The following is a 16295-nucleotide window of genomic DNA, read 5'->3' as shown; positions in this document are numbered from 1 at the left end:
GCTCCACACAGACGCGTGCACACATCCGGGCCATGACAGGCGAATCTGGGGCGCGGCCCACATCGCGCGTGCTATGGTTTGCGCTAGTGTATGTCTGCACGTATCAGACCATCCCCCATGATTGCCAACTCGAGGAGCCACACATGAACGACCAGCACATCGCGATCGTTACGGATTCGGGCACGGACACCCCTGCCGAGTTCTGCGCCGAGCATGACGTGCGCGTGGTCCCCCTCACCATCAACTACACGGACGGCTCCTACCGCGCCGGCGTCGACATCACGTCTGCGGAGGTCGTCAGGCGCTTCGCGCAGGAGACGCCCACGACGAGCCTTCCGACCCCCGAGGAGATTCGCACCTGCTTCGAGGACGCCCGTTCCGCCGGCTACGAGCGTGCCGTCTTCGTCTCGCTGAGCTCGGGCCTCTCGGCCACCAACCAGACGGTCCACCTGGTCGCGAGCCAGCTCGAGGACTTCCCCGTGCTCATCATCGACTCCAAGAGCATCGGCGTGGCGGCCGGCATGGTCGTCATGGCTGCGACCGAGATGGTCGAGGAGGGCATTCCCTTCGAGGAGCTCGAGGGCAGGCTCGTTCCTCTCGCCGAGCAGACCGATGTCTTCTTCTGCTGCCGCGAGCTCGAGCACCTCCGCAAGGGCGGCCGCATCTCTGAGCCGACCTACCGTATGGGCTCGGTCCTGAACATCAAGCCGATCATCACCTGCAACCCCGAGGGGCGCTACGTCCCCTGCAAGAAGGCCCGCGGCTGGGAGAAGGCCATGGACTCCATGGTCGGCCTCATCGCCGGCTGTGCCGCCAAGTTCCCCAAGACGGTCATCGCCATCTGCTGCAGCGAGGCAGAGGACGACTTCGACCTGCTCGAGGCCAAGGCAAAGGAGCGCATCCCCAACATGACCCGCATCATCAGGTCGAGCTTCTCGCCTGCCCTCATGGTCCACACCGGCCCCCGCGTCGTGGGGATGGGCGTACAGCCCGCACGCGACTAGCCGGCTCGGAACTCCGGACGGCGCTCCCCCATGAGGTCCTCTGCAGGTTTTGCGGTGATGGGACCGACCCTTGGCCTGTGACTAGCCTGAAAGCTAGACTCATATGGTATGCAACCACCGATGGAGCCTGTCGCTCTGGTCGGACGTCGGCCGGAACGGCATGAACGCACGCCCCAGATGAGGAGCACCATGTCGCCCTCCCACAATGCGAGCATGCCTTGGACACGCCCCGCCGTCGCCCTCCTGCTTGCCATCGTCTGCGGTACGTTCGCACTCCCCATGCGCGCCTTGGCCGACGAGGACCAGACGGCGGCAGACCCCTCCCTCGAGGAGCTCCAGCAGCGCGTGGAGGACACTAACACCGCCTACGAGACGGCCGCATCCAAGCAGCAGGAGGCCCAGCAGAAGGCCGACGAGAACCAGGCGAGGATCGACGAGGTCGAGGCCAAGCTCCCAGCCCAGCGTGAGAAGGCCTCCAGTGCCATCCGCATGCTCTACAAGTACCAGCAGCAGGGCACCGGCCTCGTGGACATGCTCCTCAACGCGGAGGACTTCAACGACCTCCTCACCACAGTGCAGTACCTTGACGTCATCCAGACCCGCAACCTCAACGAGCTCGAGACCCTGAACGACATGGAGACCGAGCTCAACACCGCCCAGACTGAGCTCGACACCGCGAAGGCCGAGGCAGACTCCGAGGCGGCGACGGCACAGCAGGCGCTCCAGGACGCACGGTCGGCGCGCGAGGAGGCCCAGCGCAAGGCCGAGGAGAAGGCCGCCGCAGAGGCCGCCGCGGCACAGGCTGCCGCCCAGGCCGCGGCGCAGGCGTCGGCCACGACCGCGGACGGGAGCGGCACCACGCTCACCACCAGCACGAACGGCACCGACTCGTCCTCGGCGAGCACGGTCGACATGGGATCCGACAAGGCATCCTTCGTGTCCGAGTGGACCGGACGCATCAACAACTACCTGGCAGGGTCTCCCATGGCAGGCCATGGCGGCACCTTTGCCGAGGCCGCCTGGGACTACGGCGTCGACCCACGTTGGAGTCCCGCGATCTCGAACACCGAGAGCTCGAAGGGCCTCTACTGCTTCAAGTCGCACAACGCCTGGGGCTGGGGCAACTCGAGCTGGGGCACCTGGGACGATGCGATTCGTGCCCACGTGTCAGGCCTGGCCGCCGGATATGGCTACACGATCACCCCGAGCGCCGCCCAGAAGTACTGCCCGCCCAACTGGCAGGCCTGGTACTACAACACCCTCTCGGAGATGGAATCGATCTAGGGCGCAGGTCCCTCATGTGCACCAGGGCGATGGTGCGCAGGTCCCTCATGTGCTCGGGCAGTCCTCATCCCGCTCGGCAAAGGACGCCGAGCATTGCGGAACTCCCCCAGAGCTCATGCGCATGACCACGTACGTACGCGAAGGCCACCATTCGCGGGGCGGCTTGGGGACAGGGGCCTACGGCTCGGCGTACTCGAGCCAGTCGCGACCGGACAGCGCCCGCATGCAGGCGTCCTTTGCCTTCGAGAAGGACATGTCATCGCTCACGTGCACGAGGACGTCAGCCTGGATGCCGTACGGGCCCGACTCGATGAAGCGCACCTGGCAGCCGAACTCTGACAGGTAGCTCTTGCCCAGGGCCTCGGGCAGGGTCCTCTCGACATCAGCCGTGACCTCGACGAGGTCTGCCGTCGGCGTCACGAGGATCGGCATGTGGCACTCGCAGGCCTGCATGGGTGACAGACGGACCAAGGACGTCTTGTTGAGCTGCGAGTTGGGGATGACGTCCACGTTGCCCAGACGGTCACGGACGCAGGTCTGGCGCCAGGTGATGTCAGTCACCACGCCCGAGACGTCACCGATCCTCACATGGTCTCCCGGCTGGATGACCTTGCCTCCCATGAGGCCAAGACCGCCCACCACGTTGGAGACCGTGTCCTGCAGGCCGAACGAGATGACGACGGAGGTCACGCCCAGGGCCGCCACGAACCCCGTGGGTTCCACGCCGAAGACCGGCTGGAGCACGCTCAGGAGGGCGACGACCCAGATGAGGGCCCGCAGCAGATTGATGAAGATCGAGGCCGAGGGAATCCTCGAGGCGTCGAGGGCCCTGCGGGCGATGCGCACCACGATGTGCTGCACCACGAGGGCGATGATGACGATGACGGCGAGATAGATGAGCTTCTCGAGGCCGATGCCTAGCACCTGCACGGTCTGATCGGACATCAGGGCCTCCTTCCTAGCCTGCGATCTTGACGATGGGGGCGAACCCCTTCATGAGCTTCTTGGTCTTGCCGGTACGGGGGAACTTGACCTCGATGGTGTCCTTGTCGACCGAGATGACCGTACCGGGGCCGAAGGTCTTGTGCGAGACCTTGTCACCCGGGACGAACTCCTCGGCCGCCTTGGCGGCATCGCGCTTGATGCCCGGCTGGCGTGCCGGGCTGCCCCCGGTGGAGCGGGTCTGCGCCCCGAAGACGTGGCCCGAGTACATGCTCGCCGTGCCGCTTCCGAAGGTGCCGTGGCGGTCCCCGCGCTTCTCCCAACCCGTACCCGAGAAACCTGCGGACCCCACGCCCACGACCTCGAGGTCGGAGGCGGGGATCTCTTCCACGAAGCGGCTCCGTGGATAGGCCTGGGTGGTGCCGAAGACCCGTCGCGTCGAGGCATAGGTGAGGTAGAGCCGGCGCTCGGCGCGCGTGATGGCCACGTAGGCGAGCCTGCGCTCCTCCTCGAGCCTGGAGGGGTCGGTGTCCATCCCCATGTGGGGGAAGAGGCCCTCCTCCATGCCGGCGACGAAGACCACGGGGAACTCGAGGCCCTTGGCCGAGTGGATCGTCATCATGGTGACGGCGCTCGCGGAGCCGTCGAGGGAGTCGAGGTCGCTCCGGAGGGCGAGCCATTCCATGAAGGCGGGGAGCTTCTGGGCGGCAGCCGGCTGGGGTGCGGCCGCAGCCGGCCCCGGCACGTCAGGGGCGGGGACCTGCGTCTGTGCGCTCGCGGCACCTGCCGCACGCAGCTCGGCCATGGTCTCGAGTGCCGCCTCGACGTCCTCGTGGCTCTCGTCGAACTCGGACGCCACGCCCAGGAACTCGCGGATGTTCTCGACGCGGCCCTCCGACTCCGGCGTCGACTCGGCCTGGAGCGCCGTGATGAGCCCCGAGCGGTCCACGATGGCCTCGACGACCTTGGGGAGCTCGCCGTCGAAGTGACGGCAGGCCGCGATGGTGCTCGTGAAGCCACCGAGCGCCTTGCGGGCACGTGGCCCGACCACGTCAGGCTCGGCCACGCATGCCTGGCAGGCATCGAAGAACGAGAGGCCATGTGACGCGGCGTAGCGCGAGATCGCGTCCACCGAGGTTGAGCCGATGCCACGGCGCGGCGTGTTGATGACGCGCTGGGCCGAGACGTCGTCGGCCGGGTTCACGACGAGCTTGAGGTAGGCCATGACGTCACGGACCTCGGCACGGTCGAAGAAGCGCGTGCCGCCGACGATCTTGTAGGGCACGCCGGCACGGAGGAACATGTCCTCGAGCACGCGCGACTGCGCGTTGGTGCGATAGAACACGGCCATCTCGTCGTAGCTGGTGCCCGCCGCGTGGAGCTTGTCCATCTCGCCGGCGATCCAACGTCCCTCGTCGCGCTCGTCGGAGGCCTGGTAGGCACGGACCGGCTCGCCCTCGCCCGCCGAGGTGAAGAGGTGCTTGTCGGTCCGACGGGAGTTGTGGCACACCACGGCGTTGGCAGCCGAGAGGATGTGGCCCGTGGAACGGTAGTTCTCCTCGAGCTTGACCACGGTGGCGTCCGGGTAGTCCTTCTCGAAGTCGAGGATGTTCTGGATGTCGGCGCCACGCCACGAGTAGATGGACTGGTCGTCGTCGCCCACGACCATGAGGTTCTTGTGCGCCGCAGCCAGCAGGTTGGTGATCTCGTACTGGACGTGGTTGGTGTCCTGGTACTCGTCCACGCTGATCTGGCGGAAGCGCTCCTGGTAGCGGGCGAGCACCTCGGGCTGGGTGGAGAGCAGGTCATACGCGCGGACGAGGAGGTCGTCGAAGTCCATGGCGTTGGCCCTCATGAGCCTCGACTGGAGGTCGTGGTAGACGAGGGCGGCCTTCTCCTCGGACGGGTCGGACGCAAGGTCAGAGAACTCGTCGGGCCCCACCATGGCGTTCTTGGCCGAGCTGATCTTCGACCTGATCATGTTGATCGGGAAGTGCTTCTGGTCGATGTCGCGGTCGGCCATGATGCGACGGACCAGGCGACGCGAGTCGTCGTCGTCGTAGATCGAGAAGTTGGGACGGTAGCCCAGGAGCTCGGCGTCCTCGCGTAGGATCCGCACGCACATGGCATGGAAGGTGCACACCCACATGCCTCGCATGCCACCGGGGAGGAGCCGGCCGAGCCGCTCGCGCATCTCTGCCGCCGCCTTGTTGGTGAACGTGATGGCGAGCACCTGCCAGGGGGCGACGCCCTCGTCGGACACCATGTGCGCGATGCGATAGGTGAGCACGCGGGTCTTGCCGGAACCGGCCCCGGCAAGCACCAGCAGCGGACCCTGCGTGCACTCCGCGGCGGTGCGTTGGGCAGGGTTGAGCCCCGAGAGGTCGATGGTGGCAGCTGCCGGCGCGAAGATGTCGGAGGGACGTGGTGCCGGCGCAGGGGGCACGGTATCGAAGAGTGAGGCAGGTTGCTCGAGGGACATGCAATGACTCCTGGGATAGACGTTGGTGCGAGGGGTGATGGTTCCTCTCGCCATGCCTGAACAGTCTACCCGCTGGAGCTGACACAAACGTGCCCTCGCCAGGAAAAGCGCGCAGCACCCACGGGCCCGTCAGTCGCCCTTGGTGTCACCGAGGATGTCGTCACGGTCATAGGTAAGGCTGTAGGCCTGCTCAAGCGCCTTGAGCAGCTGCTTCGCATCATGCTCGCCCATGGAGCTGAGCGCTCCCGCCAGGCTGTTCACGCCCTCGGACTCCTCGGAGCTGGCATGCGCGCGACCCGCCGGCGTGGCACGCACGATGACGCGTCTCCGGTCATGCACGTCCTGCGTGCGCTCGACGTAGCCCTTCGACTCCAACGAGTCGAGGATGCGCGTCGTCCGCGGGCGCGTGTAACCAAGACGCTCAGCGAGCTCGGAGGGGTTCTGCCCCTGATCGTCACGCGACAGGTACTCGAGGATGGGAGCCTCGCCGGCCGAGAGTCCCACGGCCGTGCTGAGGAATCCCTTTGCGACGCCGCGCGAATAGACGATGAGCTTCTTCGCCGCGTCCTCGTAGTCCATCTTGTCTGTCTCTCGCTCTGCCACGACGTCCCGAAGTCCCTTCCACCCTTGACGGCACAGGCATACATCTTACCAGGCCAACCGACCAGTCCCCCTCACTTCTACCCAGCATCCCTCATAACCCGCGCCTCTTTCTCGGACCCTCGAGAAGAACGGAGAGCTGCGTCGCCAGACCATCGTGGTCGTTGTCGAGCTCGGTGACATGGGCCGCCGCCGCGCGCGCCTCGGGGGCGCCGTTCGCCATGGCGTAGCTCTGAGGCACGGCAGCGAGCATCCCGACGTCGTTGCAGCCGTCACCGAATGCCACGGCATCTTCCAGGGCGATGCCGTACCGCCTGCAGACCCGCCTGATGCCCTCGGCCTTGCTCACGCCGCCCGACATGACCTCGCAGAGCGTATCGCTGGAGCGGACGACCGTGAGGTCGGGGCACGCCGCCCCGAGCAGGCGCTCTGCCGCGAGGACCTGGTCGGGCCGGCCCATGAGCAGGAACTTGTGCACGCCCCTCTCGTCGAAGGCCGCCTCGAGGGTGGCAGCCACGGCTGTCGTGTGCACGACCTGCTCCTCATGGGCTATCCGGGGATCGCTCCGGTCGCTGCAGGCCCAGACGTGGAAGCCATATGCGCTGCAGCAGACGTCGGGCAGCTCGCTGGCGACCATCCGCCCGACCTCGCCGGCACGCGCGAGCCCGATCGTGCGGCTCAGGAGCTCGCCACCATCCTCGTCAAGCACATAGGCGCCGCCGTAGCACACGAGCGGGCCCGAGATGCCGAGGTCATCCTGGACCGGATGGAGCGCCTCGGGCATGCGGGCGCTCACGAGCACGAACGGGATGCCGCGCCGCGCAAGTTCCCTCGTGACCTCTGCCGTCCTGGGACGGACATGATGATTGCGATCGAGCAGCGTGCCATCGACATCCGTGAACACGATCCTGGGGACCATGGCTGGCACTCCCTTCCCATCGATACGCCCTTGGCCCCACAGCATGAGACAGGGGACCCGAAGGTCCCCTGTCGCTACCGCGAGGTCTCTGGGTGTTCGGCCCTTCCGGACGTGCCTCCCGACGAGCCGGGCGGCACGTCCCTCTCCTTCCGAGAAGAGATATCGACCCCGGCAGCAGACATGATGTGCTCGACGTTCGCCTTGGCGCGCGTCGTCCCCAGCTTGAGCGGGACGGCGATCACGAGGCCGACGACGAGCATCACGATCCCGGCAACCCCGAACCCCGTGCCGCCGGCACCGTAGAACCCCCAGTACCCGAGGAGGAACCCGACCGCCAGGAGCGAGTAGCCGACGCGGAGCCATACGTCCAACCGTTGGATCGCGTCAGTCTGGAGCCTGGCCTCCCGGAGAAGGTCGTCACGCTGCCAGGCGCTCGTATCGATGGCCATGGTTTCCTCCCATGCACGAAGGGGTCGAGGGGGCTAGTAGGACAGTCCGGGGTTGAAGAAGCCGACGAGGACGCCGACGAAGGCGATGACCACGAGGATCAGCATGACGACCGTGGGCTGGATCTTCTTCTTGGACATGAGCCACCAGCAGAGCAGGGTGAACAGGAGCGGCAGCAGCTTGGGGAAGATGTTGTCGAAGGTGTCCTGCAGCACCAGCACCCCAGGGATCTCGAACGAGGTGGTGATGCTCACCCATGTGGCCGCGACCGCACCGATGACCATGGTCCCCACCATGACGATGGAGTCGCGAAGCGCCGTGGCCTTGGGGCCGACGAGTGCCTCGACGGCCTTGCCGCCCAACGAGTAGCCTTGGTTGTAGGCGAAGCGCATCCCGAAGATCATGAGCGCGTTCCACACCACGATGTAGAAGATGGCGCCAAGGGGGCTTCCGTCGGTCGAGAGGCCGAGGGCGATACCCAACAGGATCGGGATGAGCGTGCCCACGATGAGCGAGTCGCCGAGGCCTGCGAGCGGCCCCATGAGACCGGCACGGATGCCGTTGATGGTCTCGTCGTCGACGGGCTCGCCATTGGCGCGAGCCTCCTCGAGGCCTGCGGTGATGCCTACCACCATGCTGCCGATCTGCGGCTCGGTGTTGAAGAACGCGCTGTAGGTCGTGAGCGCCTCGCGCTGCTCGTCCTCGGTGTCATAGAGCTCCTGGACGATCGGCAGCATGGCGCACAGGTAGCCGAAGGTCTGCATGTGCTCCTGCGAGAAGCAGGTGAGGTTGCCATAGAACCAGATCCAGAACGACTTCTTGAGGGTCTTCTCCGAGAGCTTCCTGCCGCCCTCGCTGGGAGCCGTCGTTTGCGTGGTCTTAGCCATTAGATGTCCTCCTCCTCGTCATCCGATGACCCAGCCGATTCGAGGGCCGGCCTCGAGGCGGCATCGATCCTGACGGACTCGATCTTGTAGTTGATGACCGCGAAGAAGCAGCCGATGAGGGCCGCGGCGATCAGGTTGCAGCCCATGACTGCCGAGAGGATGAAGCCGAAGAAGAACGTGAGGAAGTCTGTGGGCTTGTTGACGACCTGCTTGAGCAGGATGGCGATACCGACCGTGGGAAGGAGCGAGCCTACCGTGAAGAGGGTCTTCATGGCCAAGCCGTCCATGGGGAGATAGGCCTTCATGAGGTCGACCATTCCGGCACCGGCCATCGTGATGATGAAGGTCGGGAGGAACGAGCACACGAAGTGGCCGATCCAGGGGAGGACCATGTCGACGACGTAGAGCTTGCTGAGCTTGCCCTTCTCGAGGGTCTTCCAGCCGATGCCCTGCCAGATCAGGTTGATGGTCGCGGTGCCATAGAAGAGGACCGTGCCGAGCGTGCCGACGGCAGCACCGAGCGATGCGGCCATGCTCTGCGCCTCGGTCGACGCAGGGTCGAGCCCGTTCGCCCTGATGGCGAGGATGGCCAGGGGGATGCCGATGTAGCTGATGGCACGGACGTCGGCCGAGACGGTGCCGCCTGGCGTCACCAACGCGATGTAGATGACCTGGATCGCGGCACCCACGATGATGCCGCTCCTGACGTCACCCATGATGAGGCCCACGACGAGGCCTGCGACGAGGGGCCTGCCTAGCGTGTAGTTGCCGATGGTCGTGCCGCCCATGCCAGGCATCGAGGCCAGGCATGCGAACAGCCCGAACAAGGCCGCTTGGAACGCATTGACTGCCATGTAGTACCACCCTTCCTGAGGTGTGCTTCCTACTGTCCAGAACGCGAGTCGGACTCCCTCGACGCAGACCCTCCCAAGGCCCGGGCGCGCGCTCCCAGGTCATGCATGAGAATCCTTGTGATCGGGTCCGACGAGGAACCTGATGGGGAGGCTAGAAGCCGAACTGAGCGCGGAACTTGGGCCACTCGCCGATGGACTTCTCCTTGAGGAGGGCGAACTCGACGGTGTAGCCGGCGTTGGTGATGTCCTCGAAGGCCTGGGCCTCCTCTTGGGTGATGGACTGGTTGTTGCCGAGCTTGACCGTGTTGGGCCGGTCGTTGCAGGGACCCACGATCACCCGGTCGATGCCAGGCTCGAAGCCCATGTCCACGAGGATCCTCCTCATGTCGAGGGGGTTCTTGGTGATGAGGAAGTAGCGGTCCTTGCTGGAGAGGACCTTGTCCTTGACCTCGTCGAAGTGCTCCATCGTCCAGACGAAGGTCTTCTTCTCGGAGGCGTTCTTGTAGGCCGCCTTGAGCACGGGGTTGGTCGCCGCGGCGTCGTTGACGGCGATGAGGCCGTCGCAGGGATACTCGAGCGCCCAGCGGGTGCAGGTCTGTCCATGGATCATGCGGTCGTCGATACGGATGAACGAGATCATGTGCTTCTCCAATGCTCGGTTGGTGGGAGGGCCTCCATGCGGAACGGGACGAGGTCAGATGTCGTCCTCGTCATCCTCGTCGTCCTCGGTGGCGGCGAGGTCGACCTCCCGGATGGCATCCCGGCCCTCCGAGAGCATCTCCGCCCGCAGGGCGTCGAGTTCGGCCTGTCTGCAGTCCCATCAGCGCGGTGAGCGCCATGGGGAGGTTCATGCCGCCGAAGGCGACCGCCTTTGCGAGAAGCCCATGGCGCGCAAGGGTGTCGAGCGTGTTGGTGAGGGGGGACCCACCGATGATGTCCCCGAGCACGAGCACCTCGTCGGCGGACGTGATGGGGGCGATGGTCCCTTCCAGGCGGCAGACGAAGTCATCCGCGCCCATGCCGTCCTCCATGCTGCAGCTCAGTACGCCGTCACAGGAGCCCGAGAGCATCTTGAGAACGCTGTGGAGTCCGGGAGCGAGCGTGCCATGGCTGACCATGAGCAGATACCTCATGTCTGTTCCTCTCGTCTGGATGCGGGCACATCCGTCCGTGGGCGACACGACCATCCCGTCGCGCCATGGATAGTTGCAATCGCAACTGTTTCGTTGCGGAATGATTATTGTCCAAAACTATCTTCGGATGGGTCAAACGCCCAAAATCGCCCAGAAGCGTCGGCGAACGGTCTTGATGACAACATGACTGGTATGTAAACCGGATAACCAGCCAGGCAGGACCGCAACTACCGTCACGACGAAAAAAGAGGCGGGCCCCCTGGAAGGAGGCCCGCCCACACACGATGACATCTGTCTTCCCAGTCCTACAGGTAGCGGTCCAGGAAGAAGAAGATATGCGAGAAGTACGTCTGAGGGTCGGCGAACGACGACTGGCAGTGGCCGGCATGACGCACCATGAGGACCTCATGGCCCGCACCGGCGGCGGCTCCCCCGCAGGCATCACCGAGACGCTTGGCCATGTAGGGTGGCACGAAGGTGTCACAATCGCCATGGATGATGAGGGTCGGGGCCTTGGCCTGGGCCAAGGCGCGCTCGGGTGACACGTCGGCGATGTCGTATCCGCCCGGCAGCGAGCGGAGGGCGACCCGCATGAGGTCCACCAGGGGATGGATCGGCACCCGCGTGGCGGGGGCCATGATGCCTATGAGCACGTTCCAGAGGTCCGAGTACCCGCAGTCAGAGACGACGGCCTTGACCTGGGAGGGCAGGTCCTGCTCGCCGTTGGCCAGGCAGACCGAGGCCCCGCCCATGGAGTGGCCATGGAAGACGACCTGAACGTCGTCGCCCTCCTGGGCCACGAGCCACTGGGCCCAAGCCACGAGGTCACGACGGTCGGGCAAGCCCATGCCGATGAGCTCGCCCTCGCTCTTGCCATGGGCGCGCATCTCGACGAAGAGGAGGTTGAAGCCATGCTCGGCATAGTGCCGGGCATAGAGCATGCCCTCGTTCCAGACGCCGTTGTAGCCATGTGCGATGAGGACCCAACGCCTGGAGTCCGGGTTCACGGCCATCACGTGCCCCACGAGCCTGCAGCCGTCATCCGAGGTGGTCGAGACCTCCTCGGGCTCGGGCAGGTCACACACCCACTCCCAGCTGGCATCGGCCTCCCTGCTCTGGTTGTCCTCGATGACCTTGGCCTCGTCGGGGTCGAGGGCTCCCGAGAAGCCCGACATGGGGCTCCCGGTGCCTCCCATGACCAGGCGACCGAGTCGCAGGACCTTCCTCGCCTCGAGCGCGGCCGCGGGGTCGTCCCCGTCGAGCGCCTTCTGCTCGGAAGGCGTGAGGATGGGGTCGCGATGTGGCGCGAGCGCCTTGGCCACGAACGTGCGCGACTGGACGTACATCGCGACCACGATGGCGATGGACACGATGGCGATGATGACACCAGCGACGGGACTCCCGAAGACGCCGGCGACCACGGCGATGAGCAGCATCGCCACCACGAAGCACGCGAGGTTCGCGATGTGCTTCCAGGTGGGCTGCTCCCAGCTGGCGCCCTCGGTGTCCGCGAACCTGGGGAGCGGCGGGATACGGGAGGCAGGCATGTCATCGGGAGGCGTGGACGCATCGGGGGAGCCAGCGGCCTCGGTCCCCCGGGCATCCGAAGGCTCTGCCTTGGGCTCCCGGCCCAAGCCCTCGTCGATCTGCTCGGCGACCTCCTCGTCGAGCTCGGCACCCTGCACGTCGTCTATCTGATGCTCGATGTCCTCGAGCCGGTCGTCGATGTCCCCTGCTGTGTCGTCGGTCCCTGGAACGTCTTTGTCTGCCATTGCTCTACCCTCTGGGTTGATGGATGGTGTCTGGCAGAATATACCCCACCAGCGGAATCGCTCACGAGGCGATGGGAGACGACATGAGACGAGACGACACGCACCATGTGGTGCTCTGGTACACGCTCACCCACGACGCACCACGAGGTCGCGAGATCCTCGATGCACTGGGTGCCTCTGATGCCATCGAGCTCAGGGAGGTGACCCACACGCCGTTCGTGGCCCCCTCGAGCGAGGACCTCGCAGGCTGCGAGGCCATCGTGGGAGAGTTCTGCCCCGTGCGCGGCAAGGGGGTGGACGACTGCGTCGCCGCGGGCATACGGCTCGTCGCCAGCATGTCCATAGGGCTCAACCACATGGACGTGGACCGTCTCACGCAGGCCGGCATCCTCGTCTCGAACTGCCCCGGATACTGCGCCGAGGACGTGGCGACCCATGCGATCGCCCTCATGCTCGACCTCGAGCACAAGGTGAGCTTCGCCAACGAGGGCGTGCGCGCCGGCTCATGGGACCCCAAGGCGGGCTATCCCGTACACAGGCTCTCGGGCCAGACGTTGGGTCTGGTGTTCCTGGGTCATATCGCCCGAGCCGTGGTGCCCATGGCACGAGCCCTCGGGATGCGTGTGCTCGTCTGGGCCCCCACCAAGACGGCAGCCGAGGTCACAGAGGCTGGCGCCGAGAAGGTCGACACCATAGACGAGCTCTGCACGGCATCAGACGTCGTGAGCCTCCACTGCCCGCTCGTACCCGACACCGAGGGCCTCATCGGGGCACACGAGCTCGCGCTCATGGGACCGGATGCGTTCCTCGTCAACACCGCCCGTGGCGAGTGCATGGACGAGGACGCCCTGGCAGACGCGCTCGACGCCGGCACGATCAGGGCAGCTGGCCTCGACACCCTCGCGCACGAGGGCCATGACCGCAACCCGCGGCTCATCGACCATCCGCGCTGCCTCGTGACGCCGCACTCGGCCTACGACTCGGTCGAGGCAGCGGACGCCCTGCGCCAGATGGCGCTCGCGGCCGTGGTCGAGCTGCTCGTGGAGGGGCGCCTGCCCACCAACGCCGTGAACCCAGAGGCCGCGGACGTCGCGAGCCGAGCGTAGCGAGCATGGCAGCCGAGCGATCCGGACACTACCCCAGCAGCATGAAGTAGGCGATCACGGCCACGCCCAGCACGATGCGATACCAGCCGAAGGGCTTGAAGTCGTGCTTCTTGACGAAGCCCATGAGGAAGCGGATGGCGGCCATCGACACGAGGAAGGCCACGACGCAGCCCACCACGAGGATGGCTGCCTCCATGCTGGTGAAGGTGTTGCCCTTGAGGAAGTACTTCACGAGCTTGAGCCCGCTCGCCCCCACCATCACGGGGATGGCGAGGTAGAAGGTGAACTCGGCCACGGCCGAGCGCGAGCAGCCCAGGAGCAGGCCGCCGATGATGGTCGACCCCGAGCGGGACGTGCCTGGCACGAGCGAGAGCACCTGGAAGCAGCCGATGCCCAGCGCGTGCTTCATGTCGATGTCTGCGACCTCCTGGATGGGCGCGTCCATATCGGCAAGCTGGGTCGCGCTCATGGTGGAGGTGTCAGGCTGGGAGAAGTGCGCACCACCCGAAGGGGCCATGGCACCAGAGGCCGCCAGACGTTCGGCCTTATGCTCACGCACCGTCTCGATGACGATGAAGATGACGCCGTAGACGATGAGCGCCGCCGCGATCACGTAGGGGGTCTCGAGGTGCTCGCTCATCCAGTCGTCAAGCGGGATTCCCACGATGACGGCGGGAAGACAGGCCACGATGATCTTGGCCCAGAGGCCCCAGGTGTCATGCCGCTCGTCTGGTGACTTCTTGCCCGAGAAGGGATTGAGCTCGTGGAAGAAGAGCACGAAGACGGCCAGTATGGCTCCCAGCTGGATGACGACCAGGAACATGTCCCAGAAGTCCGCCGAGACGGCCATGGGCAGGACCTCGTTCAGCAGCAGCATATGGCCGGTCGACGAGATGGGCAGCCATTCGGTGATGCCCTCCACGAGCCCATAGAGGGCGGCCTTAGCCAGTTCGAGAAGATCCAAGAGTGTCTCCAAATCCGTCGTAGCAGGTACGGAAGACATGATGCACCAAGCGACGGGCCGCCGCAGCCCTCGGTCCCAAAGCTTACAGAACCGTTCGACACGCGACCCTCCGGTGCCCCATGGCCGAGCATGCGGGTCACGAATGCCAGCGGACCTGCCGTCCACGGCCCCCATGTGCGCCGCTCACGCACTTCTCCACGCGTCCCCCATGAATAGACGACGCGTGCTGGGTACACAAAAAACAACGAGGGACCGAACGAGCACGAGGAGGTTACGATGCAGACCTATCAGGACCTTGGCTATGACAAGATCTTCGTCTCGTTGGACGGCACCGAGGAGCAGGACAAGGTGCTCGACCGCGCCATCATCGTGGCAGCGAACAACAACGCCGAGCTCACCATCGGCCATGTCATCGACTCCACGGCGCTCGAGACGGCTGGCACCTATCCCGTCGACCTCATCCCTGGGCTCGAGAAGGCGTTCCGCGAGTCCATCGCGGACGAGGTCAAGAAGGCCGAGTCCGAGTCCCAGATCAAGAAGGTCGAGGTGCAGGTGCGCACGGGTCGCATCCGCGAGACCTTGAAGGAAGAGATGCTCGACGTCGTCAAGCCAGACCTCGTGATCTGCGGTGCCCGTGGCCTCAGCTCGATCAAGTACGCACTTCTCGGCTCGATATCCACCTACCTGCTACGCAACTGCACATGTGACATCCTCGTCGTGAAGTGACAAGCCGGGCCCGCGCCCCAGCCGAACCCGTGCTGGGAGCGCGGGGCCCCTGCAAGAAGGTCCTCCTCCCCCGACATCCCGCCGCCTCCACCCCTGGGCGACGGGATGTCATCTTATGAGGAGACGGACGAAATCCCCCGACGCCCACATGGCGAGCGGGCCGGCACCTCACACCGTGAGGAACACCATCGCGATGACGAGCACGAAGCCCACGAGGTCGGCCGGCGAGAAGGCCGTGCCCATCCAGAGGATCGAGAGGACCGTGGCCGTGACCGGCTCCATGGTCCCGAGCAGGTTGGCCTTGAGCGAGCCGACCATCTTGACGCCTTGGAGGAACAGGGCATAGGCCCCGAACGTCCCCACCACCACGATGGCGGCGACCCAACCCCACCCGGCGGCATCGAGGGCAGGCATCATCTCCCAGGGCCTCGTGACCACGAGCAGGATCAGTCCCGAGATGAGCATGGCATAGCCGTTCACCACGAAGCTCCCCCACTTGGCCAAGGCACGGACCGGAAGGATGGCCAGGAGCGCTGCCGCCACGATCATGACCGCAGCCCAGGCCAGGCCCTGTGGGGCGATCTGAAGCTGGCTGGGGTTGCCTCCGGTGGCGATGAGGAAGGTCCCCACGAGGGCGAGGAGCATCCCCACGACCTCGCGACGGCGAGGCCGGCGGCGCTCGCGCACGCACACATAGGCGAGCACCAGCAGCAGGTTCAGGCTCTGGAGCACGGTGGCCGTGGCCGAGTTGGTCCAGGCGATGGTCATGATGTAGCCCGCCTGCGAGAGCAGGACCACGAAGAGCGCTATCTTCACGACCTCGAGCACGGCCTGGCGGCTCCGCGGGACGGCCAGCAGCCCCGCACGGTTGGTGAACCAGGCAGCAATGAGGAAGAGCGGACAGCTCCCCAGCTCACGGACCACGATGAGCCAGATGGGGTCCACCGCGTAGGTCTCCATGAGGAACTTGGCACAGGTACCCGAGAAGCCCCAGCAGGCACCGCCGGCAAGCGTGCAGACGATCCCCATGGCCAGGGCATGACGACGGGACGAGGGTACGTCTGCGTCGGGCCGTGCCGTGGGAGCCGTCGCGGATTGCTCGGAGGCGGGTGACATGGACTGGCTCTGTGACATGCGCTTCCTAGCGTCCGATGGTAAGCCATGGCCCTTCTGGG

16 protein-coding genes are annotated in these 16295 nt (G+C 65.7%); 4 read left to right on the top strand and 12 right to left on the bottom strand.

Going from position 1 to position 16295, the window contains the following annotated elements; genetic code table 11:
- The first annotated feature begins 143 nt into the window (after window positions 1–143).
- Both LKE50_03760 and LKE50_03755 read left to right on the top strand, forming a co-directional pair.
- Entirely contained in the window at window positions 144–1004 is an 861-nt protein-coding gene (locus LKE50_03760; GenBank protein ID MCH3967727.1) for a DegV family protein, read from the top strand.
- Window positions 1005–1193: 189 nt separating this feature from the next.
- A complete protein-coding gene (locus LKE50_03755; protein MCH3967726.1) occupies window positions 1194–2288 on the top strand; it encodes a hypothetical protein in 1095 nt (364 codons plus the stop codon).
- 177 nt (window positions 2289–2465) lie between these two features.
- On the opposite strand, the gene LKE50_03750 is transcribed toward LKE50_03755, so the two are convergent.
- From LKE50_03750 to LKE50_03705, 10 genes are all read right to left on the bottom strand, one after another.
- Window positions 2466–3233, bottom strand: coding sequence for a mechanosensitive ion channel family protein (locus tag LKE50_03750; GenBank protein MCH3967725.1), 768 nt, complete (start codon window positions 3231–3233; stop codon window positions 2466–2468).
- A gap of 13 nt (window positions 3234–3246) precedes the next feature.
- The gene (locus LKE50_03745) at window positions 3247–5712 is read right to left on the bottom strand and encodes a UvrD-helicase domain-containing protein (GenBank protein MCH3967724.1); all 2466 of its coding nucleotides are present in this window, start codon (window positions 5710–5712) and stop codon (window positions 3247–3249) included.
- Between the two features lie 129 nt (window positions 5713–5841).
- On the bottom strand, window positions 5842–6315 hold the full coding sequence (locus LKE50_03740) for a MarR family winged helix-turn-helix transcriptional regulator (GenBank protein ID MCH3967723.1): 474 nt from the start codon (window positions 6313–6315) through the stop codon (window positions 5842–5844).
- Between the two features lie 91 nt (window positions 6316–6406).
- Window positions 6407–7231, bottom strand: a complete 825-nt coding sequence (locus LKE50_03735) for a Cof-type HAD-IIB family hydrolase (GenBank protein MCH3967722.1) — start codon at window positions 7229–7231, stop codon at window positions 6407–6409.
- A gap of 74 nt (window positions 7232–7305) precedes the next feature.
- Complete coding sequence (locus LKE50_03730; GenBank protein ID MCH3967721.1) at window positions 7306–7680, bottom strand: hypothetical protein; 375 nt, start codon at window positions 7678–7680, stop codon at window positions 7306–7308.
- Window positions 7681–7713: 33 nt separating this feature from the next.
- Window positions 7714–8565 (bottom strand): PTS system mannose/fructose/sorbose family transporter subunit IID, encoded by an 852-nt coding sequence (locus tag LKE50_03725; GenBank protein MCH3967720.1) that lies wholly within the window; start codon window positions 8563–8565, stop codon window positions 7714–7716.
- Window positions 8565–9419: a PTS sugar transporter subunit IIC gene (locus LKE50_03720; protein MCH3967719.1), complete on the bottom strand. Its 855-nt coding sequence runs from the start codon at window positions 9417–9419 to the stop codon at window positions 8565–8567. The genes LKE50_03725 and LKE50_03720 overlap by 1 nt, the downstream gene beginning before the upstream one ends.
- 151 nt (window positions 9420–9570) lie before the next feature.
- Window positions 9571–10059 carry a PTS sugar transporter subunit IIB gene (locus LKE50_03715; GenBank protein ID MCH3967718.1) on the bottom strand — a complete coding sequence of 163 codons (489 nt, stop codon included), beginning with the start codon at window positions 10057–10059 and terminating at the stop codon, window positions 9571–9573.
- 70 nt (window positions 10060–10129) lie between these two features.
- Window positions 10130–10552, bottom strand: coding sequence for a PTS fructose transporter subunit IIA (locus LKE50_03710; protein ID MCH3967717.1), 423 nt, complete (start codon window positions 10550–10552; stop codon window positions 10130–10132).
- Between the two features lie 305 nt (window positions 10553–10857).
- Window positions 10858–12324, bottom strand: coding sequence for an alpha/beta fold hydrolase (locus LKE50_03705; protein ID MCH3967716.1), 1467 nt, complete (start codon window positions 12322–12324; stop codon window positions 10858–10860).
- Between the two features lie 83 nt (window positions 12325–12407).
- Here LKE50_03705 and LKE50_03700 point away from each other — a divergent pair, with 83 nt between their 5' ends.
- Window positions 12408–13430: a hypothetical protein gene (locus tag LKE50_03700; GenBank protein ID MCH3967715.1), complete on the top strand. Its 1023-nt coding sequence runs from the start codon at window positions 12408–12410 to the stop codon at window positions 13428–13430.
- Between the two features lie 28 nt (window positions 13431–13458).
- On the opposite strand, the gene LKE50_03695 is transcribed toward LKE50_03700, so the two are convergent.
- Window positions 13459–14394, bottom strand: coding sequence for an undecaprenyl-diphosphate phosphatase (locus LKE50_03695; GenBank protein MCH3967714.1), 936 nt, complete (start codon window positions 14392–14394; stop codon window positions 13459–13461).
- 276 nt (window positions 14395–14670) lie between these two features.
- Here LKE50_03695 and LKE50_03690 point away from each other — a divergent pair, with 276 nt between their 5' ends.
- Complete coding sequence (locus LKE50_03690) at window positions 14671–15120, top strand: universal stress protein (GenBank protein ID MCH3967713.1); 450 nt, start codon at window positions 14671–14673, stop codon at window positions 15118–15120.
- Between the two features lie 168 nt (window positions 15121–15288).
- Here the strand turns inward: LKE50_03690 and LKE50_03685 are convergent, their stop codons facing one another.
- On the bottom strand, window positions 15289–16254 hold the full coding sequence (locus LKE50_03685) for an EamA family transporter (GenBank protein MCH3967712.1): 966 nt from the start codon (window positions 16252–16254) through the stop codon (window positions 15289–15291).
- Between the last annotated feature and the right edge of the window lie 41 nt (window positions 16255–16295).

The organism is Atopobiaceae bacterium (genome assembly GCA_022483015.1).
GTDB lineage: Bacteria > Actinomycetota > Coriobacteriia > Coriobacteriales > Atopobiaceae > JALCUE01.
Note: the sequence above shows the minus strand (reverse complement) of the source record. Positions and strands in the feature narration are given on the sequence as shown.

What these genes read in the sequence shown, in the direction of transcription:
- LKE50_03760 (MCH3967727.1), top strand. Translation starts at nt 144, where the DNA reads ATGAACGACCAGCACATCGCGATCGTTACGGATTCGGGCACGGACACC.
- LKE50_03755 (MCH3967726.1), top strand. Translation starts at nt 1,194, where the DNA reads ATGTCGCCCTCCCACAATGCGAGCATGCCTTGGACACGCCCCGCCGTC.
- LKE50_03750 (MCH3967725.1), bottom strand. Translation starts at nt 3,233, where the DNA reads ATGTCCGATCAGACCGTGCAGGTGCTAGGCATCGGCCTCGAGAAGCTC.
- LKE50_03745 (MCH3967724.1), bottom strand. Translation starts at nt 5,712, where the DNA reads ATGTCCCTCGAGCAACCTGCCTCACTCTTCGATACCGTGCCCCCTGCG.
- LKE50_03735 (MCH3967722.1), bottom strand. Translation starts at nt 7,231, where the DNA reads ATGGTCCCCAGGATCGTGTTCACGGATGTCGATGGCACGCTGCTCGAT.
- LKE50_03730 (MCH3967721.1), bottom strand. Translation starts at nt 7,680, where the DNA reads ATGGCCATCGATACGAGCGCCTGGCAGCGTGACGACCTTCTCCGGGAG.
- LKE50_03725 (MCH3967720.1), bottom strand. Translation starts at nt 8,565, where the DNA reads ATGGCTAAGACCACGCAAACGACGGCTCCCAGCGAGGGCGGCAGGAAG.
- LKE50_03720 (MCH3967719.1), bottom strand. Translation starts at nt 9,419, where the DNA reads ATGGCAGTCAATGCGTTCCAAGCGGCCTTGTTCGGGCTGTTCGCATGC.
- LKE50_03715 (MCH3967718.1), bottom strand. Translation starts at nt 10,059, where the DNA reads ATGATCTCGTTCATCCGTATCGACGACCGCATGATCCATGGACAGACC.
- LKE50_03710 (MCH3967717.1), bottom strand. Translation starts at nt 10,552, where the DNA reads ATGAGGTATCTGCTCATGGTCAGCCATGGCACGCTCGCTCCCGGACTC.
- LKE50_03705 (MCH3967716.1), bottom strand. Translation starts at nt 12,324, where the DNA reads ATGGCAGACAAAGACGTTCCAGGGACCGACGACACAGCAGGGGACATC.
- LKE50_03700 (MCH3967715.1), top strand. Translation starts at nt 12,408, where the DNA reads ATGAGACGAGACGACACGCACCATGTGGTGCTCTGGTACACGCTCACC.
- LKE50_03690 (MCH3967713.1), top strand. Translation starts at nt 14,671, where the DNA reads ATGCAGACCTATCAGGACCTTGGCTATGACAAGATCTTCGTCTCGTTG.
- LKE50_03685 (MCH3967712.1), bottom strand. Translation starts at nt 16,254, where the DNA reads ATGTCACAGAGCCAGTCCATGTCACCCGCCTCCGAGCAATCCGCGACG.